The following is a 22,000-nucleotide window of genomic DNA, read 5'->3' as shown; positions in this document are numbered from 1 at the left end:
ACCATTGCGCGCCATACCTCTATTCATGCTTCTGCTTGGTGGCTGGTGTGCAATTCCAGCCCATGCCGATGAGGCTCAGGATTGGTTGAACCGCCTGAGTCAAGCCGAGCAACAGCAGAGCTTCCAGGGCACTTTCGTTTACGAGCGCAACGGTAGTTTTTCTACCCATAACATCTGGCATCGCGTCCAGGATGGCAAAGTCCGCGAGCGGTTACTCCAGCTCGACGGCTCGGCACAGGAAGTCCTGCGCATTGATGGGCATACTCAATGCGTCAGTGGCTCCTTGATCGCAGGGCTGGGCAATACGCCTGACGGCACCTCACGTACGCTCGATCCGCAAAAACTCAAGAATTGGTATGACCTGGCCGTCATTGGCAAGTCGCGCGTGGCCGGGCGTCAAGCGGTCATTGTGGCGTTGACGCCCAAGGACCAGCATCGCTATGGCTTTGAGCTGCACCTGGACAAAGAGACCGGCTTGCCGCTCAAGTCCCTGTTGCTCAACGACAAGGGCCAGTTGCTCGAACGTTTCCAGTTCACCCGCTTGAATGTCGCCGCGCCGACAGACGGTGATCTGCAAGCCAGCGCCGAATGCAAGGCTGTCGCGCAGGATCCCGCCAAGGTCGTCGCGGTGAAGGCCGCCTGGCACTCGGACTGGCTTCCGCCTGGTTTCGAACTGTCCAGCAGTGCCGTGCGCAAGGACCCGGACACCCAGGTCCAGGTCAACAGCTTGATGTACGACGATGGCCTGGCGCGCTTCTCGGTGTTCCTGGAGCCGCTGAACGGTGCCAATGCCACCGATACTCGTACTCAGCTCGGCCCGACGGCTGCCGTCTCCCGCAGGCTCACGACGCCCCAGGGCGAAATGATGGTCACGGTGGTTGGTGAGATTCCTATAGGCACGGCGGAACGGATTGCGCTTTCCATGCGCTCCGACGTCACGGCGACTCAATAACCTGCTGGCTGCATGGGTGGTTCGATTGCGCGAGAGGCTGATGATGCCAGGGCTTGATCGAAATGCCGAAACTTCCTGTCAGTATTTTCATTTGCAAAAACCCAGCTTTTTTTCTATAGGTCAGAGCCGCTCGGCCCTGGCCTTGTCTGTTTCCGGAACAAAAATACCGGCGTATCTTTTCCTGGTATGCCTTGTTCCATATCGCTTAACCATGCTCGTCGTAACGGGAGCCGTATGTCGATACCACGCTTGAAAACCTATTTTTCTATCCTTGCCACCGTGCTTGTGCTCGGCCAGGCCGTTCCTGCCGTGGCGGTCGAGTTGCCCGACTTTACGCAATTGGTCGAGCAGGCTTCGCCCGCTGTAGTGAACATCAGCACGACCCAGAAGCTGCCGGATCGCCGCGTCTCGGACCAGCAGATGCCGGACCTGGAAGGTTTGCCGCCGATGCTGCGTGAGTTCTTCGAGCGTGGCATGCCGCAACAACCCCGTTCGCCCGGTGGCGGTCGCCAGCGCGAAGCGCAATCCCTGGGTTCGGGCTTCATCATTTCGCCTGATGGCTACATTCTGACCAACAACCATGTGATCGCCGATGCCGACGAAATCCTGGTACGCCTGGCCGATCGCAGCGAGCTCAAGGCCAAGTTGATCGGCACCGATCCACGTTCTGACGTGGCGCTGTTGAAAATCGAAGGCAAGGACCTGCCCGTGCTCAAGCTGGGCAAATCCCAGGACCTGAAAGCCGGCCAATGGGTCGTGGCCATCGGTTCGCCGTTCGGCTTCGACCACACCGTGACCCAGGGTATTGTCAGCGCCATCGGTCGCAGCCTGCCGAACGAAAACTACGTGCCGTTCATCCAGACCGACGTGCCGATCAACCCGGGTAACTCCGGTGGCCCGCTGTTCAACCTCGCGGGTGAAGTTGTCGGCATCAACTCCCAGATCTATACCCGTTCGGGCGGCTTCATGGGCGTGTCCTTCGCGATTCCGATCGACGTTGCCATGGACGTGTCCAACCAACTGAAAAGCGAAGGCAAGGTCAGCCGTGGCTGGTTGGGCGTGGTCATCCAGGAAGTGAACAAGGACCTGGCCGAGTCGTTCGGGCTGGAAAAACCAGCCGGTGCGCTGGTGGCGCAGATCCAGGAAGGTGGCCCGGCTGCCAAGGGCGGCCTGCAAGTGGGGGACGTGATCCTGAGCATGAATGGTCAGCCGATCGTGATGTCCGCCGACCTGCCGCACTTGGTGGGTGCCCTCAAGGCTGGTGCCAAGGCCAATCTGGAAGTGATTCGTGAGGGCAAGCGCAAGAACGTCGAATTGACCGTCGGCGCCATTCCTGAAGAAGGCAAGGAGTTGGATTCGCTGCCCAAGTCTGGCGTCGAGCGCAGCAGCAACCGTCTGGGCGTGGCTGTGGCCGAGCTGACCGAAGAGCAGAAGCGCACCCTGGAGCTTCAGGGCGGTGTGGTGATCAAGGAGGTGCAGGATGGTCCTGCCGCCCTGATCGGCCTTCAGCCGGGCGATATCATTACGCACCTGAACAACCAGGCCATCGGGTCCGCCAAGGAGTTCACCGACATCGCCAAGGCGTTGCCGAAGAATCGTTCGGTCTCGATGCGTGTCCTGCGCCAGGGACGTGCAAGCTTCATCACCTTCAAGCTGGCCGAATGACCGGTTAGCGGCTGAAAAAAAACCGCCTCGAGAGAGGCGGTTTTTTATTGTCTGGCAAATACTCAGCCCATCATGTCCTTGACCATGCGTTCCTGCTCCATGAGTTCCCGCTGTCGTGCATCGATGCGTGACGACAGGGGGAAATTGGTGCCGGCGCGCCGTTTGGCGAAGTCCAGCTGCTGAATGGCCTGACGGTAGTCGCCCACCAGTGCGAAGTACTCGGCACGAGCCTGATGCAGGCCGATGATGTTGCCCGACAACCCGCGGGTCTCGGCCACCATGTACCAGACGTCCGGATCGTCCGGGCGGGTCTTGAGCAGGTTCTCCAGGGCCTTCTCGGCATCGGCGGGGCGGTTCTGCTTGAGCAGCAGGTCGACGCGTACCTGGTTGAGCGGATAGTTGCCCGGGTATTGGCTCAGCATCCGGTCGACGCGCGATTGAGCGTCGGCCAGTTTGTTGCTGGTGATGTCCAGATCCACCTGGGCGAGGTTGTAGATGATCTCGTTGGGCGATTTGGCCAGCAACGGCTTGAGGTTCTCCCGTGCTTCATTCAACTGGCCACCCTTGATCTGCGCGATCGCCAGGCCGTAGCGCGCCACGTCGTTCTTCGGATTCTCATCCAGCTGTGCTCGGAAACGCTTGGCGCCCAGGCCCGGGGTTTCTTCATAGATCAACTGGACCCGTGCGCGGATCAGTTGATAGCGCACACTGTCCTCGATACCGCCCGGCTTGGCCTGTTCGGCGCGGTTGCGGGTGTCGGCGATCCGGGATTCGGTCACCGGGTGAGTCAGCAGGAATTCCGGAGGCTTGGCGTCGAACCGGTATTGGCGCATCAGGCGTTCGAACATGGTCGGCATGGACCGCGGGTCGTAGCCGGCCTTTTCCAGGTTCTGGATGCCGATGCGGTCGGCTTCCTGTTCGTTCTGGCGCGAGAAACGCCGTTGTTCCTGGATGGCCGCGGCCTGGGTCCCGGCGATGGCCGCGATCCCGGCGTCACCGCCACCGGCGGCGGCAATCACGATGCCGGCCAGCAGCGCGGCCATCATTGGCACCTGCATGCGCTGCTGGGCTTCGACGCCACGGGCGAAGTGGCGTTGTGACAAGTGCGCCAGTTCGTGGGCCATGACCGAGGCGTATTCGCCTTCGGTCTGTGCATTGAGGAACAGGCCGCCGTTGACCCCGACGATTCCGCCAGGTGCGGCGAAGGCGTTGAGCTGCGGGCTGTTGATCAGGATGAATTCCAGGCGTCGGTCGTTGACCTGGCTGGTTTCCACCAGTTTATAGACGCTGGATTCGACGTAGTCCTTGAGCTGTGGGTCGTTGAGCTGTGAAACCTGGCTGCGCAGCAGGGCCAGCCAGGCGCGGCCCAGTTGGTGCTCCTGTTCTGGCGAGACGATGGCAGAACTGGCGTCGCCAAGTGACGGCAGGTCGTCGGCGAAGCCCGGTGAGGCAAGCAGGCAAGCGAGCGTCAGCAGGGTGGGGCGCAGAAATGTCATGCACGAAGCCTTAGTCGACAAAGACCTTACTGTAGCCGGACACCGGGCCCGGGACCAGATATTCTAGGCCGCTCAACGATGTGCCGCGGAGTGAACCCATGACTGATGCTGTAGCCCACGATGCCGAACTGGACGCCAGCGGCCTGAACTGTCCGTTGCCGCTGCTCAAGGCCAAGCTGGAACTCAATCGCCTGGCCAGCGGCAGTGTGCTCAAGGTGATCGCCACGGATGCGGGTTCCCAGCGCGATTTCCGCACCTTCGCCCGATTGGCCGGTCATACGCTGCTGCATGAAGAAGACGATAACGGCGTCTACCGTTACTGGCTGAAAAAGGCCTGAAAACCGACAGCGTCTCTTAAGGATTTTTAATGTTCAAAGTGTTACGCGACTGGATCCAGCGCTACTTCTCCGATGAAGAGGCTGTGGTCCTGGCAGTGCTGCTATTCCTGGCCTTTACCGCCGTGCTCACCCTGGGCGGCATGCTGGCGCCGGTGCTGGCGGGGATGGTGCTGGCGTACCTGATGCAAGGTTTGGTCACGACCCTGGAACGCTTGCGGTTGCCGGGTGCGGTGGCGGTGGGCTTGGTGTTCGCCCTGTTCATGGGCTTGTTGTTGGTGTTCATAATCGTGATCGTGCCGCTGCTCTGGCACCAGTTGGTGACACTCTTCAACGAGTTGCCGGGGATGCTTGCCAAATGGCAGTCCGTGCTGTTGCTGTTGCCCGAGCGTTATCCGCACCTGGTGTCCGACGAGCAGGTGTTGCAAGCCATTGAAGTCGTGCGCGGCCAGATCGGCAAGTTCGGCCAGTGGGCGCTGACGTTTTCGCTGTCCAGCCTGCCGCTTTTGGTCAACATCATGATCTACCTGGTGCTGGTGCCGATCCTGGTGTTTTTCTTCCTCAAGGACCGGGAAATGATCGGTCGTTGGGTCCGTGGCTACCTGCCTCGTGAGCGGGCGCTGATTACCCGGGTGGCCCAGGAGATGAATCGGCAGATCGCCAACTACATTCGCGGCAAAGTCATCGAGATTTTCATCTGCGGTGGCGTGACCTACATCGGCTTCGTCGCCCTGGGGCTCAATTACGCCGCGTTGCTGGCGCTACTGGTGGGCATCTCAGTGGTGGTGCCTTATGTCGGCACCGTGGTGGTGACAGTGCCGGTGGCCTTGATTGCGCTGTTCCAGTGGGGTTGGAGCGATCAGTTCATCTATCTGATGGCGGTCTACGGGATCATCCAGACGCTGGACGGCAATGTGCTGGTCCCGCTGCTGTTCTCCGAGGCGGTGAACCTGCATCCGGTGGCGATCATCTGTGCGGTGCTGCTGTTTGGTGGGCTGTGGGGGTTCTGGGGGGTGTTCTTCGCGATTCCCCTGGCGACGCTGTTCAAGGCGGTGCTGGATGCGTGGCCGAGCAAGGAGCCGATTGTGGCGCCATTGTTGTAGTTTGAGTAATAGGGTGAGGCTTATGGCCCCATCGTCGGAACGCCGCCCGGAGCAAGCTCGCTCCCACATTGGATTGAGGGTGTTAATCAAATCCCTGTGGGAGCGAGCTTGCTCGCGAAGGGGCCAGGACAGGCAGTGAAAGATTCAGGCCTTGTTGAGTGCCTGAGCCGCCGCCAACACCGCATCCACATGCCCCGGCACCTTCACGCCACGCCATTCCTGGCGCAGCACGCCGTTCTTGTCGATCAGGAATGTACTGCGATCAACGCCCAGGTATTCCTTGCCATAGAGCTTTTTCAGCTTGATCACGTCGAACAGCTGGCAGACGGCCTCGTCCTTGTCACTGATCAGCTCGAACGGGAATTCCTGTTTGCACTTGAAGTTCTCGTGGGACTTGAGGCTGTCCCGGGAGACGCCGAACACTTCGGTGTTGGCTGCCTGGAACTGCGCATGCTGATCGCGAAAACCCTGGCCTTCGGTGGTGCAGCCCGGGGTGCTGTCCTTGGGGTAGAAGTAGATCACCACCTGCTTGCCCTTGAGGGCGGCGAGGCTGACGGTCTGCCCGCTGGTGGCGGGTGCCTGGAAATCGGTAACCGGCTGGTCGACTGCAACGGCCATGAACGCTTCCTTACATTGGGTTTTGTGGGCGCCACGGTTCGATCAGGGCATCCAGGTTCATCGCATCGGCGAAATCCAGGAACTGATCGCGCAGCCAACTGATCTGGGTGCCGGCGGGCAGGGTCACGGTGAACGTGGCATTGAGCATGGTGCCGCCGGTCTGCGGGGCCTGGTAGGTGTCGCAGGTCAGGTTTTCCAGCTCGACGTGGTGGTCCATGAAGAACTGGCACAGCTCGTTGATGATGTCCGGACGGTAGGCCGAGCTCACATAGGCCACGTAGGGCAGGGCCTGGGGACGGTTCTCCAGCGCGGCGCTACGCACCACGTTGACGGTGAAGGCATGCTTCTTGGCCAGCACCGGCAGGCTGCCTTCCAGGCGAGCCAGGGCGTCCCAGCTGCCGGAGATCTCGAGCACGAGCGCACTGCATTCGCCATGACGGGTCAGGCGTGAGGTCACGACGGCGCAGCGATTTTCATGGCTGGCGCGGCACAGGACGTTAGTCAGCTCCATGGGGTTGGCGCCAAGGGCACTGATAACAAGGAATTGTTCGCGGACTGTGGGGGTGGACATGCAGCATTCCTAAAGCGATGAGCGGTCGGTACTTTTGCCGCTCGACACAGCGCCAGGCCCGGAAAAACGAACGGCTCAAGCCTTGTGCCCAGGGTTGCGCTGCATTCCGCGACAGCAGGAACGCACCAGGACAAACCCGGGATCGGGGCTTGCGGCGACGAAAACGGAGGCTGGAAACCGGCGTATGAGCTTGTCGGTACCGATCAAAGCCTGAAGGGTAGCGAAAACCATCGCCAAGGGGAATGGTAGTTCGCTTGTACAAGCATCTTGGCGCCAGTACCATTACCGCTCTCTTTTTCCGGCAGGAGCGGTTTCATGATTGCGGGCAGTATGGTGGCACTGGTCACACCCATGGATGCACAAGGGCATCTTGACTGGGCCAGCCTCAGCAAACTCGTGGACTTCCACCTTGAGAACGGCACCCATGCCATTGTCGCCGTCGGTACCACCGGCGAGTCGGCAACCCTCGACGTCAATGAGCACATCGAAGTCATCCGTGCCGTGGTCAAGCAGGTCAACGGTCGCATTCCCGTCATCGCCGGCACCGGCGCCAACTCGACCCGCGAGGCCGTCGAGCTGACCCGCAACGCCAAGGAAGCCGGTGCTGACGCCTGCCTGCTGGTTGTCCCGTACTACAACAGGCCGACCCAGGAAGGCTTGTACCAGCACTTCAAGCACATTGCCGAAGCCGTCGACATCCCGCAGATCCTCTATAACGTTCCCGGTCGTACCTCCTGCGACATGCTGGCCGAGACCGTGATCCGGCTGTCCACGGTGCCGAACATCATCGGTATCAAGGAAGCCACCGGCGACATGAAGCGCGCCAAGGCCATTCTCGATGGCGTGAGCAAGGACTTCATCGTGCTGTCTGGCGATGATCCGACAGCGGTCGAGCTGATCCTGATGGGCGGCAAGGGCAACATCTCCGTCACCGCCAACGTTGCCCCACGTGAAATGGCCGACCTGTGCGAGGCCGCGCTCAAGGGCGACGCCGAGACTGCACGGGCAATCAACGAAAAACTGATGCCGTTGCACAAGGACCTGTTCATCGAGGCCAACCCGATTCCGGTGAAGTGGGCCTTGGTTGAAATGGGCCTGATGCACGAAGGCATCCGCCTGCCACTGACCTGGCTGAGCACCCCCTGTCAAGAACCGCTGCGGCAGGCCATGCGCCAGTCCGGCGTCCTGGTTTAATTGAGGAAGTACAACGCATGAAGCGAATGGCCGGACTTTCCGCACTTGCCTTGATTATCTCCAGCACCAGCGGCTGCGGATGGATCTGGGGACCGGAAGGTTACTTCCGCGACCGTGGTAGCGATTACCTGCAGGCGCAACAGACTGCACCGATGCAAATGCCGCAAGACGTCAACGTTGCCAAGCGTCTGGATCCGCTGCTGCCGATCCCGCGCAACGTAGCCGACGACAGCGTCAAGGGCGAATACATCGTCCCACGTCCACAGCCGCTGTCGGCCGTGGCCGATGCCAGCGACTACACCCTGCAGAAGAGTGGCGACTCCAGTTGGGTCATGGGCCAGCATCCACCGGCCGAAGTCTGGCCTGTGGCGATCCAGTTCTTCCAGGACAACGGTTTCCGCCTGGACGAACAGCGCCCGCAAACTGGCGAGTTCACCACCACCTGGCAGCGCTCCGATGAACTGTCCGCCAGCATGGCCAAGCGCATGAGCGCCGCCGGTGTCGCGGCCGACAGCGAAACCCGCGTGCGGGTGCGTATCGAGCCGGGCGTGCAGCGCAACACCAGTGAAGTCTATGTGGTCAGCGCCGAGCGACCTGCCGGCAGCACCGCCGACGTGGCCTTCACCAACCGTTCGGTCAATACCGGCCTCGACGCTGCACTGGTGGACGACATGCTTGCCAGCATGAGTCGTACCGCGGAGCAGGGCGGTTCGGTCTCGATGCTGGCGTCCAAGGAGTTCGATGCGCCGAGCCGCGTCAGCCTGAGCGAAGACGGCAGCGGCAACCCGGTGCTCAACGTCGGCTCCGACCTGGACCGTGCCTGGTCGAGCGTTGGCCGTGCGCTGGAGCAGGGCGAATGGCGCGTTGAAGACATCAACCGCAGCCTGGGCCTGTACTACATCAACCTCGCTGAAAAGGCCGAGAAGAAAGACGAGAAGCCTGGCTTCTTCAGTGGCCTGTTCGGCAGCAAGCCGGACAAGGAAGAAATCGAAGCCCGCGCCGAGCGTTACCAGGTTCGCCTGAGCAAGGTCGGCGACAGCGTCCAGGTCACCGTCGAGAAGAACATCAACACCGTGGCGCCGGCCGATGTGGCCCGCAAGGTGTTGAGTGTGATTCAGGACAACCTGGGCTGATCCGATGCGTTTTGCCGTTCTCGGCAGCGGTAGCCAGGGGAACGGCACGCTGGTAGCCAGCGCCGGCACGTATGTGTTGGTCGATTGTGGTTTCTCCCTGCGGGAAACCGAGAAGCGCCTGTTGCGCCTGGGTGTGCACCCGGCGCAATTGAGCGCGATACTCGTGACCCACGAACATGCCGACCACGTGCATGGCGTGGGTTTGCTGTCTCGGCGCTACAATCTGCCGGTGTACCTGAGCCGTGGGACACTGGAAGGCCTGCGCAAGCCCATCGAGCCGGCCGGGTTCGTGGCCGGTGGCGAGCAACTGCGCATCGGTTGCCTGGATATCAGCGTGGTCAGCGTGGCGCACGATGCCCGGGAACCGACGCAATATGTGTTCAGTGACGGCGAGCGGCGCTTTGGGCTGCTGACCGACCTGGGGTCGTATTGCGACAGGGTGATGGACAGTTACCGGGACCTCGATGCGTTGATGATCGAGTCCAACCACTGCCGCGACATGTTGGCGCGTGGTTACTACCCGTACTTCCTCAAGCAGCGGGTAGGCGGGGAACACGGACATTTGAACAACCACCAGGCAGCGTTCCTGGTGGCCGAGTTGGGCTGGCAAGGCCTGCAACACCTGGTCCTGGCCCATCTGAGCAGCAAGAACAACCTGCCGCAGCTGGCCCGGCAATGTTTTGTCGACACCCTCGGGTGCGACCCGGACTGGCTGCAACTGGCCGATCAAGATTCAGGGCTCGACTGGCGACATATCGCCTAGCCCACTACTTAGCAAGCGGAGCCCATCATGGAAAAACGTGAAGAACTCTACCGCGGCAAAGCCAAGTCGGTTTACAAGACCGACGACGCTGACCGCTTGATCCTGCTGTTTCGCAACGACACCTCGGCGTTCGACGGCAAGCGCATCGAACAGTTGGACCGCAAAGGCATGGTGAACAACAAGTTCAACGCCTTCATCATGCAGAAACTCGAAGCCGCCGGCGTGCCGACCCAGTTCGACAAGCTGCTGGGCGACAACGAATGCCTGGTCAAGAAGCTGGACATGATCCCGGTCGAATGCGTCGTGCGTAACTACGCCGCCGGCAGCCTGGTCAAGCGCCTGGGCGTGGAAGAGGGCTTGAAGCTCAACCCTTACACCTTCGAACTGTTCCTGAAGGACGACGCCAAGGGCGACCCGTTCATCAACGAATCCCACGTCGTGGCATTCGGTTGGGGCACCGCCGAGCAACTGGCTCGCATGAAGGAATTGTCCCTCAAGGTCAACGAAGTGCTGACCAAGCTGTTCGACGACGCCGGTCTGCTGCTGGTGGACTTCAAGCTTGAATTCGGTGTGTTCAGCGACGGTTCCATCGTCCTGGGCGACGAATTCAGCCCGGACGGCTGCCGCCTCTGGGACAAGGACACCAAGAAGAAGATGGACAAGGACCGCTTCCGCCAGGGCCTCGGTGACGTCATCGAAGCCTACGAAGAAGTCGCCCAGCGTCTGGGTGTGCCGCTGTAATCGACGCAAGCATCTGATAGCACGGAAAAAATTTCGCTCGGGGGTTCGCTTCCGGCGAATGTGCTGGTATGATGCGCGCCACTGGAGAGATGCCGGAGTGGCCGAACGGGACGGATTCGAAATCCGTTGTACTGGCGACAGTACCTAGGGTTCAAATCCCTATCTCTCCGCCATTATTGTGTATGACTAAGCCCCTGAAATGGTTGAACATTTCAGGGGCTTTTTCGTTTTCGTCATCTGTCAGTCTGGCGTAAATCCTGTGGGAGCAAAGCTTGCTCGCGATTGAGGTAAGCCAGCTAACAACGATATTGGCGACTCTACCGCTATCGCGAGCAAGCTTTGCTCCCACAGACTTTATCTCTAGCTGACAAGTATTATCCCTAGGCAGGTTCCGCATCCAAGCGTCGCGCTATGACATCGAGCACGTCGCAACCATCCCTCAAGGGAATGCAGCACAGCTGTGCAAAGTCCTGAAGGACCACTGAGTCGCTCGGAATGTCCCCTCGCATGGCGAGGTTCTCTAAAAGCTGGGTAACCGCGCGAATTCTATAGCCCGCCGTGTCGAGCAGGATGTGCAAAGGCGCGCAGGTATCGACGAAGAGGGGTTGATCGTCGGCATTACTGGTAAGAGCCATGTATCTATTCATTTCAAACACCATTTGATTGAGGGGCTTCTTACCATTTGTTATCGAGTCGCCAAACCCAAGCCGCTCTTACGAGCGACGTTTGGACTATAGAGCCCTTCTGGAGAAATCATCAATCAGATGATGAGTCAGAAAACTCCCTAAATTATGTGGGCGGGAAATGTCAGAAAATTCCCCGCAGCTATTGCCTCCACCCACCTTTTTTATCCCGCTCAACCCCCTCCGCGACCTGCATAACCCCGGTGTCCGCCAGACCCAAAGCTTTGTAACAATTGGACTAATGGTCTATAGCTCAAGGCATGACTGCCGATAGGCAAGTTAATCCCCATGAAAGGAGTGTCACCCCATGCCGCGGTTTTTTGCCGATCTGGGCTTTCGCTGGAAAATCACCCTGCCCATTGGGTTCCTGGCGTTGCTGTTGGTGCTGATGGGGTGGTCGGGCATGCGTGGCATCGGTCAGGTGACGGAGTCCAGCACGCAATTGACCAAGCGCTACCTGCCGGCCATCAGCCTGTTGCTCAACGCTGATCGTGATCTCTACCAGGCCTTTGTTGCCGAGCGCAGCCTGCTTGGGGGCAATGCGGGCAGTCATTCCGAGGCGCTGCGTGCCAGTCATCGGGACAATCTGAAGCAAGCTTATGATCGTGTGCAGAAATATGCCGCGATGCAGCCGAGTGCCGAGGCGTTGGCGCTGGTCAGTCAGTTCAATGACCGTTTCGCACAGTGGTCGCAGGTTTCGCGGCAGGTGGTCGAGCAGGCCGCGAGCAATCCCCTGGCGGCCAGTGCGCTGAGTTTTGGTGACGGTGAAAGTAAGTTCGACACCATGCGCGATGCCATCGACAAGCTCGGTGAACTGGAAGACGAAGCGTCTCTGCGCGAGGGGCAAGCGGCGATTGACCATGGCCAGGCGGTTGGGGTGCAGCAGGGCGGTATCTTGTTGGTGGGTCTGCTGGGTTGCATCCTGCTGATTGTGGCCTTGCCAATGGTCGTGCTGCGTCCAATGCGTCGACTGTTGCACCGTGTCGAACAGATCGCCGAGGGCGGTGGCGATCTGAAGGGCCGTCTTGAGGTGCGTTCGGCTGACGAGCTGGGCCAGCTTGGCAGTGCGTTCAACCGTTTTCTCGATAAGCTGCAGCCGTTGATTGCCGAAGTGGGCCGCGTGACCGGGGAGGTGGATGCCGCCGCGCGGGCCATGGCCAATATGGCCGCGACCAATGACAAGTTGATCAGCAGCGAACACGCGGCGCTTGACCAGGTCAGTACGGCGGCGACCCAGATGAGTGCCGCAGTGCATGAGGTGGCACACAATGCCGTGAACGCGTCGGACGCCGCCCAGCAAGCCAGCAGTCAGTCTCGCGACGGCACCGCGGTTGTCAACAGCACCATCGAATCGATCCGTCAGTTGGCCCAGGAAGTGGAGAGCGCTTCGGGCACCATCGAGGCATTGGCCCTGGAAACCTCCAGCATCGGTGCCGTGCTCGAGGTCATCCGGGGCATTGCCGAACAGACCAACCTGCTCGCACTGAACGCTGCCATCGAGGCGGCCCGGGCGGGCGAGCAAGGCCGCGGTTTTGCTGTCGTGGCCGATGAAGTCAGGGCCCTGGCGGCGCGCACCCAGGATTCGACCAAGGACATTCAGGTGCGTATCGAACGGCTGCAAAGCGGTGTTGCCAAGGCCGTGCAAGCCATGCAGGTCGGTAGCAGCAAGGCTCGTGACAGTGTCGAACGTGCGGCGGGGGTCGATCAGGTGCTCAGTGGCACCAGCGGCTCGATTCTGCGGATCAACGACATGGCTGCGCAGATCGCCAACGCCTGCGAGGAGCAAAGCAGCGTCACCGAAGAGATCGCCCGCAACATCTCCGACATCCGCGACTTGTCCAACGAAGCGGCAGCGAACTCTGCCCAGAGCATGCAGGCTAGCCAACAGCTGTCCAGCCTGTCGAGAAACCTGGCAGAACTGACCGGCCGTTTCCGCACCTGAAACAGGGGGTGTCGTGTCTACTGACGAGCAGCTGCAAGCCCTGCATCAGGACGGTTTCGTCCTGATGCCCGGTGTGTTGGATGCCCGGCAGATCGCCGACCTGCGCCATGCCATCGACCAGTTGAAGCCCCGGCATTGGGACTACAGCGGCGTCATTGATCATTACAAATGCGTGTTCAATCGCAATCCGTTCTGGCTGCCGTTCCTGGATGTGGCCGGGGTGATCGAGCTGGCCGAGGCGGCCCTGGGCGATGATTGCCATGTTATCGGCCAGACAGCCTGGCGCTGCCATCCCGGTTTTACCGGGGCGCCGTTGCACCTGGATTATCTGGCGATGCAATTGCCGCCAGGGCTGTTGGCCGACCCTGCCTTTGAACTGCCGATGCAGGTTTTTACCGCGCAGTTTTACCTGGATGACATCGACGCCGACTTGAGTCCGACCCAGGTCATTGCGGGCAGTCACAAGGCCGGCCGGGCGCCGGTGAAGGGCGAAACGCAGTGGCAAGGGCGCTCTGCGCAGCCGGTGCTGTGCCGGGCGGGCGATGTGTTGATACTGCGCAGTGAGTTATGGCACGCCGGTAGCGACAACCGCACCGCCGACCGCACGCGCTACATGCTCCAGGTGCACTACGGCCGGCGGATGGTCGCGCAGAAGTTCTCACCTTATCTGCACTGGCAGTTCAACCCTGTGGTCTTGGCCGCCGCGACACCTCGTCAGCGGCGGTTATTGGGCGATCACCAGGAAGCTGAATACGATTGAGCCTGGCTCAGTCAGATCCACACATCATTGACCGCCGTTCGCTCGTTGGTTTCCTCGCCGGTATTGAGGACACCACGGGGTTCGATCAGCAGCAGTTTCACTTCGTGTGCGGCGCTGGGCTTGTGCTCGACACCTTTTTTGACCACGTACATTTCGCCCGGGCCTATGGTTACCGCACCGTCGCGAAAGTCGATACGCAACTCGCCCTCCAGCACGATGAAGGTTTCATCGGTGTCGGCGTGGGTGTGCCAGATGAATTCGCCTTCGAGCCGGGCGATCTTGAATTGGTAGTCATTCATTTCGGCCACGACTTTCGGTGCCCATTGTTCGTGGAACAATGCGTATTTCTGAGCGAAGTTGATGGGGGCGTAGCGGGTCATCGAGTCATGCTCCTCAGGTGGGTGGTGAGCTGTACCTTACTGTCGGAGCCTGGGTGCGTATTGGATGATCGTGCAGCTTTTTGCCGTGCGCGGCCTCAGCCTTCAGCGCAGCATTTTCAGCCAGCGTGCCGGTGAAATACCGAAGGCCTGGGTGTGCAGTCGGGTCATGTGGCTCTGATCGAAAAAACCACTGGCCAGGGCCACTTCGCTCAACGGCATGCCATGCAATACCAGGCGCCGGGCTTCGTTCAAGCGGCGCAGGGTGATGTAGCGATAGGGGCTGGTGCCGTACAGTGCCCGGAAATCCCGGGACAGGCTCCATCGATCCCGGCCGCTGGCCTGCACCAGGTCATCCAGTGTGATCGCCTGGTGGAGGGCATCGTGGATGAACAGGCGGGCACGCTCCGCCGCCGGGTAGTCGATCAGCCGCCGCCCACGGCGGCTGCCGGCCGCGATGTCGAGTGCCTGGGCCACATCGTAGATGGCGTCCTCTTCCTCCAGCGGGTCGAGGGGATGATCCAGGCCGTTCAATAGTCGACGGGTCGCGATATTGAGGCGAGGGTCGTTGGACAATCCTCCTTCGATGAAGGGCAATGGCTTGCCCCCCAGCACTTGCTGGATCACCGAGGGTTCTATGTAGAACATCCTGTAGCGAAAACCCTCGCTGGTCCCGGCTTCGCCATCGTGCACCTCGTCCGGGTGCAGGACGATGGTGCCGCCGGGCTGGCTGTGGCGTTTGCTGTGGCAATAGTTGAAGCTCTGCACGCCGGAAAGGGTGATCCCGATGGCGTAGGTGTCATGGCGATGGGTGGTGTAGCCATGCCCGCTGAAATAGGCCTCGATGCGTTCCATTTTCCTCGATTCGGGCGCGCGTACCAGCCAGTCGCGATTATGGATTGATCGAGTCATTGCACCAGCCTCCTGCTTTTGTCCGCATACCCTACCGCAAAAAAAGCTGAACCGGTGTAGGAGCTGTCGAGTGCAACGAGGCTGCGATCTTTCCCCAGACACTTGAATCTCAAGCGAAAGATCAAGACCAAAAGATCGCAGGCTTCGCCAGCTCCTACAGAGCCCTCGTGGCGCTGTCAGATCTCCTTAACAGGCGTTTCACCCTGGACGTTCTTTATCAGCCCGATGACGTGGAGGCAGTCACTCTTGTTCACATAGGATTCGCCACTGGCGATCGTTTCGTGGTTGCCGGCTCTCAAGCGCCAGCGCCACTGGCCTTTGCCGCTGCTCTGGGTGCCTCGGGTCTGTCGATAGATTTCAAAATACATCGGTTCGCTCCCTGCGATTCATTCAGTCAAGACATGCGTTGGGCATGTGGCTGCCAGCCTAGCCAAGTGGGTGGTTTTGGCTACGGGAAATTCGTTTCCATTGGTTATCAAATATTGCTGGCAGAACCCGGATCGAACAGGCGACCGTTTATGTCCTTGCTTTGCCTGGCCGAAAAAGCCCGGGGACTGAAGTTCCTGGCGGTGAAGTGAGCCTTTTTGCGCATAGACGCGCAGCCCCTGGCGTTTCTACACTGCATCCAATCAAGGATCGAGGGCAGTGGATGAACCGCAACGAATTGCGCAAGGCCGACATCAACCTGATGGTGGTTTTCGAAACGCTGATGCTTGAGCGTAACGTGACACGGGTGGCGGAAAAACTGTTCCTGGGCCAACCGACCATCAGCTCGGCCCTCAATCGTTTGCGCAAGATGTTCAACGACCCGTTGTTCATTCGCGTCGGCCACCGCATGGAGCCGACGGCCCGGGCTGAAGAAATCATCCGGCATCTATCTCCGGCGCTCGATTCGCTGTCGGTGGCCTTGAGCCTGACCCACGATTTCGATCCCAGCAGCAGCACCATGACGTTCCGCATCGGCCTGTCGGACGACGTCGAGTTCGGCCTGTTGCCGCCCCTGTTGAGCAGCCTGCGGCAAGAGGCGCCGCAAATCGTGTTTGTGGTGCAGCACGTCGATTACTGGCGCATCCCCGATTTGCTGGCATCGGGCGACATCACCGTGGGCATCAGCCAGACGCGCGGTCTGCCGGCCAATGCCAAGCGCAAGTTGTTGCGACACATCCAGCCCCGCGTGTTGCGCGCCGATGCGTCGGACACGCCGCTGACCCTGGACGAGTATTGCGCACGGCCTCATGTGCTGGTGTCCCATACCGCGAACGTCGCCGGGTTTGCCGATGAGTGGCTGGCCGAGATCGGACGCACGCGCCAGGTCGTGCTATCGGTGCCGCAGTACAGCGCATTGCCGGCGTTGCTGGCCGGCACGGACCTGATCGCCAGCCTGCCGGACTATACCGCCGCCGCCATGGCGGCTTCGGGGCAACTGTTCAACGAACCCTTTCCTTTCAAGACCCCGACCCTGGATTTGTCCATGGTCTGGCTGAGCCATGTCGACAGTGACCCGGCCGAGCGCTGGTTGCGGTCGCGGTTGGAGGCCTTCATGGGCGAGCGTGGGGTCTTGGCGCAACCCTGACCGGGCCCGCTGCGAAACAAAACCTGCCCCAACGTTTAAAGTCGAGGTAAGGTTGTGACGGCTGAAATCCCCTTGTCATATTTTCGAATCGGAGTCGAACACATGCCTCACCTGCACATGGAGTACACCGCCAACCTGCCCGAGCTGAAGGCCGATGTCGCATTGCTGCGCCTGAACAATGCACTGGTGGCTTCCGGTCAGTTCGCTGCCGAGCTGGACATCAAGAGCCGGGCCGTGAAACTCGAGACTTTCCGGGTGGGCACGGGGTTGGGCGAGCGGGGTTTCGTCCACGTGAAGCTGGCCTTGCTGAGCGGTCGCTCGCCGGAAATCAAGAAGCAACTGGCCGATAGCCTGCTGGCCGTGATCCAGGAACTGGGGCCATGGCCGGCCGACGTTAGCGTGCAACTGTGCGTGGAAATCCTCGACATCGATCGAGGCCCGTATGCCAAGGCCTTGATCGGTCAATGACGATCAGGTGTCGCGGGCGGCGCAGGCCTTGATGATCTGTTCGCGCAGCCAGGTGTTGGCACTGTCCTGATCGACGGCCAGGCTCCACTGCATGTTCAGGGTGAACCCCGGCAGGCCCTGGGGCACTTCGTGATGATTGAAGATCGCCTCGTTGGCCAGCAGTTTCTGGATACGGCGGGGCAGGGTCAGGATGAAGTCGGTGCCGGTGATCATCTTCAGTGCGGCACTGTAGCTGTTGGCGCGGGCGGCAATCTGGCGTTGATGCGCCTGCTGCGACAGCCAGCCGTCCACCATGTTGGTCGCTGACGACCAGGGTGTCGGAAACACGTGTCGACGCCGTACGAAAGACTGAAGGCTCAGTTGCGGCTCAAGTGGCGTCGCCCGTTTATCCACGACACAAACCAGGTCTTCCTCCAGCAACTGCCGGGATTTGAAATCGGCATGGTTGCTGTGGAAGTTCGGGCCGAAGCAGATCACCAGGTCCAGGCTGCCGTCGCGCAACTCTTCGGCGGGGATGTCGGCTTCGAGCTTGTGCACGTTCACCACCACCGGCAGATTGGCGTAATCGAAGCCTTGCAGCAGTTGCGGCAGGATCAGTTGTTCGAAATATTCCGGTGCGCAGATATTGAAGGTAATGGCTTGCCGGGTCGGATCGAAGGTGGGTGTACCGGCATGGCACAGGTTGATGCTTTGCAAAATGGCGCGCACATGGTCGTACATGCCTTCGGCCTTATAGGTAGGGCGCATGCCGGTGCGGGTGTTGATGAATAGCTCGTCTTCGAAACAGGTTCGCAGTTTCTTGAGGCAATAACTGACGGTTGACTGACTGACGCACAATGCCTCGGACACGCCGGTGACACTGCTTTGCTCGTACACGGCGCTAAACACCATGAGGTCTTGCATGTCGAGCTTTCTGAGGGAGTTACTGTTCAGCATCCGTTCTGTCTCTCGCTGTGCTCCTTGCGCGATTTTGCGCAAACCAGGCTGACGATCCTAACGGAACGATCGTGCCAAGAGAATGCCGGGCAGGCGCTTTCATGGTCGGGAACGGGACAGATAATGTAGGGAACACGACGTGTCGATCAACGAATGTTTGGTTTGCCTATGTTTAGTTCGCTGCGATCCAAGCTCCATCAAATCCAGGTTTAACCTCCCGGGGTGCCGTGGGACGCTTGCTCGATGTGTTTTCTGTGATGCGCTCATGGACGGTTGGCTCCTGGCATTCCAATACCCTTCATCTGCCGCGGTCGATCCGGTCGGCCGGTTCACGCCTGCCATGGCCCCAACTCTTAGTGCGTTGCCTTCCGAGCTAGCCTTTTGGGCGCTCTGGCATTGCCGTCACGCCCGTCCTCCAGATACTCGTATTACCTGTTGATCATTCGCAGTGCTCGCTCAATGGCGAGCACAGACTGACGGTGCCTTGTCGCCCGTCCGACATGGAAATACGAGCCTTCCCATGAGCCTTGCCAAGATTTCTTTCGCCCCCGTGCAACACGCCCAGGCGTTCCTCGCGCAGAACCCTGATATCGAACTGTTCGAGCTGTTCATTCTCGACAACAACGGCGTGCCCCGGGGCAAGTTGTTGCATCGGGACGAGTTGCTGGCGGTCTTCGAAAGTGGCCGGCCACTGCCCAGTACGATTCTCGGGCTGACCGTCAATGGCGATGATGTGGAAAATTCCGGGCTGGTGTGGGACGTCGGTGACATCGATTGCCGTGCCTATCCCCTCAGCGGCAGCTTGCAGCGCATGCCGTGGCGACTGATTCCCACGGCCGCCGTGCAGGTCAGCATGCATCCCCGGGAAGGAATGCCGGCGACAATCGCCGATCCACGTTATCTGCTCAGCCAGGTGATCGAGGCCTTGCAGGCCGACGGTTATTACCCGGTGATGGCGGCGGAGCTGGAGTTTTATCTGCTGGACGCGCAACGCGACAGCCAAGGCCGGCCACAACCGGCGCGCGATGCCGACGGTGGCCGACCGCGTGCTACCCAGGTCTACGGTTTGCGCGAGCTGGAGCAGATCGAGCCGTTCCTGGTCGACCTGTACGCTGCGTGCAAGCTGCAAGGCATTCCGGCCCGGACCGCCATTTCCGAATACGCACCCGGACAAGTGGAGATCACCCTTGAACACCGCAGTGATGCCTTGCAAGCCATGGATGAAGCGGTGCGCTACAAGCGACTGGTCAAGGGCGTGGCCCACAAGCACGGCATGCAGGCCTGCTTCATGGCCAAGCCGTTCGATCACTTGGCGGGCTCCGGAATGCACATGCATGTCAGCCTGGCGGACCGCGATGGCCACAATTTGTTTGCCAGTGAAGCCGCCGATGGTACGCCGCTGTTGCGCCAGGCAGTGGGTGGGATGCTCGACACCTTGCTCGATTCGCTGTTGATGTTTTGTCCGAACGCCAACTCCTACCGGCGCTTCCAAAGCAACAGCTACGCACCGCTGGCGGCGACCTGGGGTGTGGACAACCGTACGGTGAGCCTGAGGGTGCCGGGTGGCCCGGCGTTCTCGCGGCACATCGAGCATCGTATCTGCGGCGCCGATGCCAACCCTTACCTGGCTGCGGCGGCGATATTGGCCGGCATTCATCGCGGCCTGCGTGAACAGTGCGATCCCGGGAAGCCTGTCGAAGGCAACGGCTACGCCCAGGCGACCGAGTTGCTGCCCACCGACTGGCTCACCACCCTGCGTGCCCTTGAGGCATCGGCCTGGGCGCGGAAAGCGTTTGGCGATGAGTTTCTTGGCGTTTATCTGGCGGTCAAGCGCGCCGAATACCGTCAATTCATGGGGGAAGTCGGGGAGCAGGACTGGCGCTGGTATCTGAACCAGGCGTGAAGACGGCTGGCCAGCGGTTTCTTAAATAATTATTTAGTAGCAACTTTTTCACGAAAAATTGATGGTGGGCTACCTAAAGTTTGTGCTGCCGTAGGAAATGAATTTTTCACATTTTCCTGCGGCACTTCTTTTTCAAAGAGCAACTTTCAGGAAATCGTCAACCATCATGCTGACCATTAAAGCCGTGCGCCCCGAGTGGGTGACACTGGCCGCCAGTGCCTTTTTGTTAGTGGGTTTCAACATCGTTCTCTGGCAACACCTGCTGGCGATCACCACGGCTGATGCTCGTGGCCTGCTGATGTGCCTGGCGTTTGGCCTGATGATTTTCTGCGCGTTCAACCTGATGTTGACGCTCGTGGCCTTCCGTCCGCTGCTCAAGCCCGTGCTGATGCTGTTGTTCCTGATCAGTGCTGGCGTGGCGTATTTCATGGCCCAATACGGCGTATTGATCGATGCGGGCATGTTGCGCAACTTTGCTGAAACCAATGCCACGGAAGTCCGCGACCTATTGTCGCTGAAGTTATTCATGTATCTCGGATTATTGGGGGGGCTGCCTTGCTGGTTATTGTTCAAGACCCCGATCAGCTACCGTCGCTGGCCCAAAGAGTTATTAAGTAAGTTGCTGGTCGGTGTGGCCTCGGCCGCGGTGATTGGCATGGTCGCCCTGGCCAACTACCAAGGCCTGTCTTCGTTGTTTCGCAACCACCACGAGTTGCGCTTGATGGTCGTGCCGAGCAATTACATCGGTGCTTCGTTCGGCTACTTGCGTGAGCAGGTCGCGTCGGCCAAGCAGCCGTTCATCACCCTGGGCGAGGACGCGAGCCGCAACCCCGCCTGGCAAACCCACGGCCGCAAATCCCTGACCGTGCTGGTGGTGGGCGAGAGTGCCCGGGCCGAGAACTTCGGCATCCTCGGCTATAACCGCGACACCACACCGACACTGGACAAAGAGGCCGGCCTGATCGCCTTCACCGACGTGCAGTCCTGCGGCACTGAAACCGCCGTGTCGGTGCCTTGCATGTTTTCCAACATGGGGCGCAAGAACTACGACGCCAGCGTCGCCAAGAATGAAGAGGGGTTGCTGGATGTGCTCAAGCGCGCCGGGCTGGAGGTGATCTGGCGGGACAACCAGTCTGGCTGCAAGGGCACCTGCGACCGGGTCACCGTGCAGGATGTGAGCAATCTGAAGGATCCAACCCTGTGTGCGAGCAGCGAATGTCGTGACGAAATCCTGCTCCAGGGGCTGCAGCATTTCATCGACACCCTCGATAAGGACACGGTGCTGGTGCTGCACCAGATGGGCAGCCACGGGCCGGAATACTTCAAGCGCTATCCCAAGGAGTACGAGCATTTCACCCCGGTCTGCGAAAGCAACGCGCTGAACAATTGCAGCCGCGAGAGCATCGTCAACGGCTACGACAACACGCTGGTGTACACCGACCATGTGCTTTCGACCCTGATCGATCTGCTGCGGGCCAACCAGGACAAGGTCGATACGGCCATGCTGTACCTGTCGGACCATGGCGAGTCCCTGGGCGAATACAACCTGTTTCTCCACGGCACGCCCTACATGCTCGCCCCGGAGCAACAGAAGCACGTGGCGATGCTTGCCTGGTTTTCCGACAGTTATCAGAAGTCTTTTTCGGTCGACACCCATTGCCTGCAAATGAGTCGGCAAAAGCCATTGAGCCAGGACAACCTGTTTCACTCGATGCTCGGGCTGCTGGAAGTCAACAGCCAGGTCTACAACCGGGATCTGGACCTGTTCGCCAACTGCCGCGGTGCGGTGATTGACGGTGTCCTGGCGCGGGAGTGACGGCCTGGACCTTTTTTTCACGCAGCGTTGTTTAACCTGTCATCCATCCAATCCCAAGA

Annotated in this window: 22 protein-coding genes, 1 tRNA gene and 1 pseudogene; 16 read left to right on the top strand and 8 right to left on the bottom strand. The window is 60.0% G+C overall.

The features are described 5' to 3' along the window. Positions 1 to 4: 4 nt before the first annotated feature. Together AB4O22_RS19495 and AB4O22_RS19490 are read left to right on the top strand one after the other, a co-directional pair. Positions 5 to 952, top strand: coding sequence for a MucB/RseB C-terminal domain-containing protein (locus tag AB4O22_RS19495; protein ID WP_223470704.1), 948 nt, complete (start codon positions 5 to 7; stop codon positions 950 to 952). A gap of 234 nt (positions 953 to 1,186) precedes the next feature. Beyond that, complete coding sequence (locus tag AB4O22_RS19490) at positions 1,187 to 2,617, top strand: DegQ family serine endoprotease (protein ID WP_003198797.1); 1,431 nt, start codon at positions 1,187 to 1,189, stop codon at positions 2,615 to 2,617. A gap of 62 nt (positions 2,618 to 2,679) precedes the next feature. Here AB4O22_RS19490 and AB4O22_RS19485 read toward each other — a convergent pair whose 3' ends face one another. Next, entirely contained in the window at positions 2,680 to 4,113 is a 1,434-nt protein-coding gene (locus AB4O22_RS19485) for a M48 family metalloprotease (RefSeq protein WP_003198799.1), read from the bottom strand. A 98-nt stretch (positions 4,114 to 4,211) separates the two neighbouring features. Here AB4O22_RS19485 and AB4O22_RS19480 point away from each other — a divergent pair, with 98 nt between their 5' ends. Together AB4O22_RS19480 and AB4O22_RS19475 are read left to right on the top strand one after the other, a co-directional pair. Beyond that, the gene (locus tag AB4O22_RS19480; protein ID WP_003198801.1) at positions 4,212 to 4,451 is read left to right on the top strand and encodes a sulfurtransferase TusA family protein; all 240 of its coding nucleotides are present in this window, start codon (positions 4,212 to 4,214) and stop codon (positions 4,449 to 4,451) included. A 29-nt stretch (positions 4,452 to 4,480) separates the two neighbouring features. Continuing rightward, positions 4,481 to 5,551 carry an AI-2E family transporter gene (locus tag AB4O22_RS19475; protein WP_003198803.1) on the top strand — a complete coding sequence of 357 codons (1,071 nt, stop codon included), beginning with the start codon at positions 4,481 to 4,483 and terminating at the stop codon, positions 5,549 to 5,551. 144 nt (positions 5,552 to 5,695) lie between these two features. Here the strand turns inward: AB4O22_RS19475 and AB4O22_RS19470 are convergent, their stop codons facing one another. Together AB4O22_RS19470 and AB4O22_RS19465 are read right to left on the bottom strand one after the other, a co-directional pair. Then, positions 5,696 to 6,169, bottom strand: coding sequence for a peroxiredoxin (locus AB4O22_RS19470; RefSeq protein WP_223470708.1), 474 nt, complete (start codon positions 6,167 to 6,169; stop codon positions 5,696 to 5,698). A gap of 10 nt (positions 6,170 to 6,179) precedes the next feature. Then, positions 6,180 to 6,740, bottom strand: coding sequence for a glycine cleavage system transcriptional repressor (locus AB4O22_RS19465; RefSeq protein WP_003184325.1), 561 nt, complete (start codon positions 6,738 to 6,740; stop codon positions 6,180 to 6,182). 315 nt (positions 6,741 to 7,055) lie between these two features. On the opposite strand from AB4O22_RS19465, the gene dapA reads away from it, so the two are divergent. The 5 genes from dapA (at position 7,056) to AB4O22_RS19440 (ending at position 10,744) form a co-directional block, all read left to right on the top strand. Continuing rightward, on the top strand, positions 7,056 to 7,934 hold the full coding sequence (gene dapA / locus AB4O22_RS19460; protein WP_003198806.1) for a 4-hydroxy-tetrahydrodipicolinate synthase: 879 nt from the start codon (positions 7,056 to 7,058) through the stop codon (positions 7,932 to 7,934). A 17-nt stretch (positions 7,935 to 7,951) separates the two neighbouring features. After that, positions 7,952 to 9,067 (top strand): outer membrane protein assembly factor BamC, encoded by a 1,116-nt coding sequence (bamC, locus tag AB4O22_RS19455; RefSeq protein ID WP_003198809.1) that lies wholly within the window; start codon positions 7,952 to 7,954, stop codon positions 9,065 to 9,067. Between the two features lie 4 nt (positions 9,068 to 9,071). After that, on the top strand, positions 9,072 to 9,830 hold the full coding sequence (locus AB4O22_RS19450) for an MBL fold metallo-hydrolase (protein ID WP_003198811.1): 759 nt from the start codon (positions 9,072 to 9,074) through the stop codon (positions 9,828 to 9,830). 27 nt (positions 9,831 to 9,857) lie between these two features. Then, positions 9,858 to 10,571 carry a phosphoribosylaminoimidazolesuccinocarboxamide synthase gene (gene purC / locus AB4O22_RS19445; RefSeq protein ID WP_223470709.1) on the top strand — a complete coding sequence of 238 codons (714 nt, stop codon included), beginning with the start codon at positions 9,858 to 9,860 and terminating at the stop codon, positions 10,569 to 10,571. Positions 10,572 to 10,654: 83 nt separating this feature from the next. Continuing rightward, positions 10,655 to 10,744, top strand: a tRNA-Ser gene (locus tag AB4O22_RS19440). Positions 10,745 to 10,951: 207 nt separating this feature from the next. Here the strand turns inward: AB4O22_RS19440 and AB4O22_RS19435 are convergent. Then, positions 10,952 to 11,218 carry a hypothetical protein gene (locus AB4O22_RS19435; RefSeq protein ID WP_053162077.1) on the bottom strand — a complete coding sequence of 89 codons (267 nt, stop codon included), beginning with the start codon at positions 11,216 to 11,218 and terminating at the stop codon, positions 10,952 to 10,954. 343 nt (positions 11,219 to 11,561) lie between these two features. On the opposite strand from AB4O22_RS19435, the pseudogene AB4O22_RS19430 reads away from it, so the two are divergent. From AB4O22_RS19430 to AB4O22_RS19420, 3 genes and pseudogenes are all read left to right on the top strand, one after another. Further along, positions 11,562 to 12,338, top strand: a pseudogene (locus AB4O22_RS19430) (HAMP domain-containing protein); the annotation flags it as partial. Between the two features lie 69 nt (positions 12,339 to 12,407). Then, positions 12,408 to 13,196, top strand: a complete 789-nt coding sequence (locus AB4O22_RS19425; protein WP_373557672.1) for a methyl-accepting chemotaxis protein — start codon at positions 12,408 to 12,410, stop codon at positions 13,194 to 13,196. 13 nt (positions 13,197 to 13,209) lie between these two features. Beyond that, a complete protein-coding gene (locus AB4O22_RS19420; RefSeq protein ID WP_460096982.1) occupies positions 13,210 to 13,956 on the top strand; it encodes a phytanoyl-CoA dioxygenase family protein in 747 nt (248 codons plus the stop codon). Positions 13,957 to 13,967: 11 nt separating this feature from the next. On the opposite strand, the gene AB4O22_RS19415 is transcribed toward AB4O22_RS19420, so the two are convergent. The 3 genes from AB4O22_RS19415 to AB4O22_RS19405 all read right to left on the bottom strand — a co-directional run bounded on the left by AB4O22_RS19415 (position 13,968) and on the right by AB4O22_RS19405 (position 15,613). Continuing rightward, positions 13,968 to 14,336, bottom strand: coding sequence for a cupin domain-containing protein (locus AB4O22_RS19415; protein ID WP_223470711.1), 369 nt, complete (start codon positions 14,334 to 14,336; stop codon positions 13,968 to 13,970). Positions 14,337 to 14,438: 102 nt separating this feature from the next. Next, a complete protein-coding gene (locus AB4O22_RS19410; protein WP_223470712.1) occupies positions 14,439 to 15,245 on the bottom strand; it encodes a helix-turn-helix transcriptional regulator in 807 nt (268 codons plus the stop codon). Between the two features lie 176 nt (positions 15,246 to 15,421). Further along, positions 15,422 to 15,613: a YegP family protein gene (locus tag AB4O22_RS19405; protein ID WP_069971090.1), complete on the bottom strand. Its 192-nt coding sequence runs from the start codon at positions 15,611 to 15,613 to the stop codon at positions 15,422 to 15,424. A 281-nt stretch (positions 15,614 to 15,894) separates the two neighbouring features. Here AB4O22_RS19405 and AB4O22_RS19400 point away from each other — a divergent pair, with 281 nt between their 5' ends. Together AB4O22_RS19400 and AB4O22_RS19395 are read left to right on the top strand one after the other, a co-directional pair. Further along, the gene (locus AB4O22_RS19400) at positions 15,895 to 16,818 is read left to right on the top strand and encodes a LysR family transcriptional regulator (protein ID WP_223470713.1); all 924 of its coding nucleotides are present in this window, start codon (positions 15,895 to 15,897) and stop codon (positions 16,816 to 16,818) included. 102 nt (positions 16,819 to 16,920) lie between these two features. After that, positions 16,921 to 17,286, top strand: coding sequence for a 5-carboxymethyl-2-hydroxymuconate Delta-isomerase (locus AB4O22_RS19395; protein ID WP_003198841.1), 366 nt, complete (start codon positions 16,921 to 16,923; stop codon positions 17,284 to 17,286). Between the two features lie 3 nt (positions 17,287 to 17,289). Here AB4O22_RS19395 and AB4O22_RS19390 read toward each other — a convergent pair whose 3' ends face one another. Beyond that, positions 17,290 to 18,222 carry a LysR family transcriptional regulator gene (locus AB4O22_RS19390; RefSeq protein ID WP_223470714.1) on the bottom strand — a complete coding sequence of 311 codons (933 nt, stop codon included), beginning with the start codon at positions 18,220 to 18,222 and terminating at the stop codon, positions 17,290 to 17,292. Positions 18,223 to 18,757: 535 nt separating this feature from the next. Between AB4O22_RS19390 and AB4O22_RS19385 the strand changes: the two genes are divergently transcribed. Together AB4O22_RS19385 and AB4O22_RS19380 are read left to right on the top strand one after the other, a co-directional pair. Then, the gene (locus AB4O22_RS19385) at positions 18,758 to 20,125 is read left to right on the top strand and encodes a glutamine synthetase family protein (protein ID WP_460097730.1); all 1,368 of its coding nucleotides are present in this window, start codon (positions 18,758 to 18,760) and stop codon (positions 20,123 to 20,125) included. Positions 20,126 to 20,291: 166 nt separating this feature from the next. Next, on the top strand, positions 20,292 to 21,941 hold the full coding sequence (locus AB4O22_RS19380) for a phosphoethanolamine transferase (protein ID WP_460096980.1): 1,650 nt from the start codon (positions 20,292 to 20,294) through the stop codon (positions 21,939 to 21,941). Positions 21,942 to 22,000: the final 59 nt, after the last annotated feature.

Source organism: Pseudomonas sp. S3_B11, from assembly GCF_054667715.1.
The sequence above is the reverse complement of the archived record's forward strand: the minus strand, read 5'-3'. Positions and strand labels throughout refer to the sequence as shown.

Bases quoted from the DNA above. Each gene is read 5' to 3' on its own strand.
- AB4O22_RS19490 (WP_003198797.1), top strand. From the start codon at position 1,187: ATGTCGATACCACGCTTGAAAACCTATTTTTCTATCCTTGCCACCGTG.
- AB4O22_RS19485 (WP_003198799.1), bottom strand. From the start codon at position 4,113: ATGACATTTCTGCGCCCCACCCTGCTGACGCTCGCTTGCCTGCTTGCC.
- AB4O22_RS19480 (WP_003198801.1), top strand. From the start codon at position 4,212: ATGACTGATGCTGTAGCCCACGATGCCGAACTGGACGCCAGCGGCCTG.
- AB4O22_RS19475 (WP_003198803.1), top strand. From the start codon at position 4,481: ATGTTCAAAGTGTTACGCGACTGGATCCAGCGCTACTTCTCCGATGAA.
- AB4O22_RS19470 (WP_223470708.1), bottom strand. From the start codon at position 6,169: ATGGCCGTTGCAGTCGACCAGCCGGTTACCGATTTCCAGGCACCCGCC.
- AB4O22_RS19465 (WP_003184325.1), bottom strand. From the start codon at position 6,740: ATGTCCACCCCCACAGTCCGCGAACAATTCCTTGTTATCAGTGCCCTT.
- dapA (WP_003198806.1), top strand. From the start codon at position 7,056: ATGATTGCGGGCAGTATGGTGGCACTGGTCACACCCATGGATGCACAA.
- bamC (WP_003198809.1), top strand. From the start codon at position 7,952: ATGAAGCGAATGGCCGGACTTTCCGCACTTGCCTTGATTATCTCCAGC.
- AB4O22_RS19450 (WP_003198811.1), top strand. From the start codon at position 9,072: ATGCGTTTTGCCGTTCTCGGCAGCGGTAGCCAGGGGAACGGCACGCTG.
- purC (WP_223470709.1), top strand. From the start codon at position 9,858: ATGGAAAAACGTGAAGAACTCTACCGCGGCAAAGCCAAGTCGGTTTAC.
- AB4O22_RS19435 (WP_053162077.1), bottom strand. From the start codon at position 11,218: ATGAATAGATACATGGCTCTTACCAGTAATGCCGACGATCAACCCCTC.
- AB4O22_RS19425 (WP_373557672.1), top strand. From the start codon at position 12,408: ATGGCCAATATGGCCGCGACCAATGACAAGTTGATCAGCAGCGAACAC.
- AB4O22_RS19415 (WP_223470711.1), bottom strand. From the start codon at position 14,336: ATGACCCGCTACGCCCCCATCAACTTCGCTCAGAAATACGCATTGTTC.
- AB4O22_RS19410 (WP_223470712.1), bottom strand. From the start codon at position 15,245: ATGACTCGATCAATCCATAATCGCGACTGGCTGGTACGCGCGCCCGAA.
- AB4O22_RS19405 (WP_069971090.1), bottom strand. From the start codon at position 15,613: ATGTATTTTGAAATCTATCGACAGACCCGAGGCACCCAGAGCAGCGGC.
- AB4O22_RS19400 (WP_223470713.1), top strand. From the start codon at position 15,895: ATGAACCGCAACGAATTGCGCAAGGCCGACATCAACCTGATGGTGGTT.
- AB4O22_RS19395 (WP_003198841.1), top strand. From the start codon at position 16,921: ATGCCTCACCTGCACATGGAGTACACCGCCAACCTGCCCGAGCTGAAG.
- AB4O22_RS19390 (WP_223470714.1), bottom strand. From the start codon at position 18,222: ATGCTGAACAGTAACTCCCTCAGAAAGCTCGACATGCAAGACCTCATG.
- AB4O22_RS19380 (WP_460096980.1), top strand. From the start codon at position 20,292: ATGCTGACCATTAAAGCCGTGCGCCCCGAGTGGGTGACACTGGCCGCC.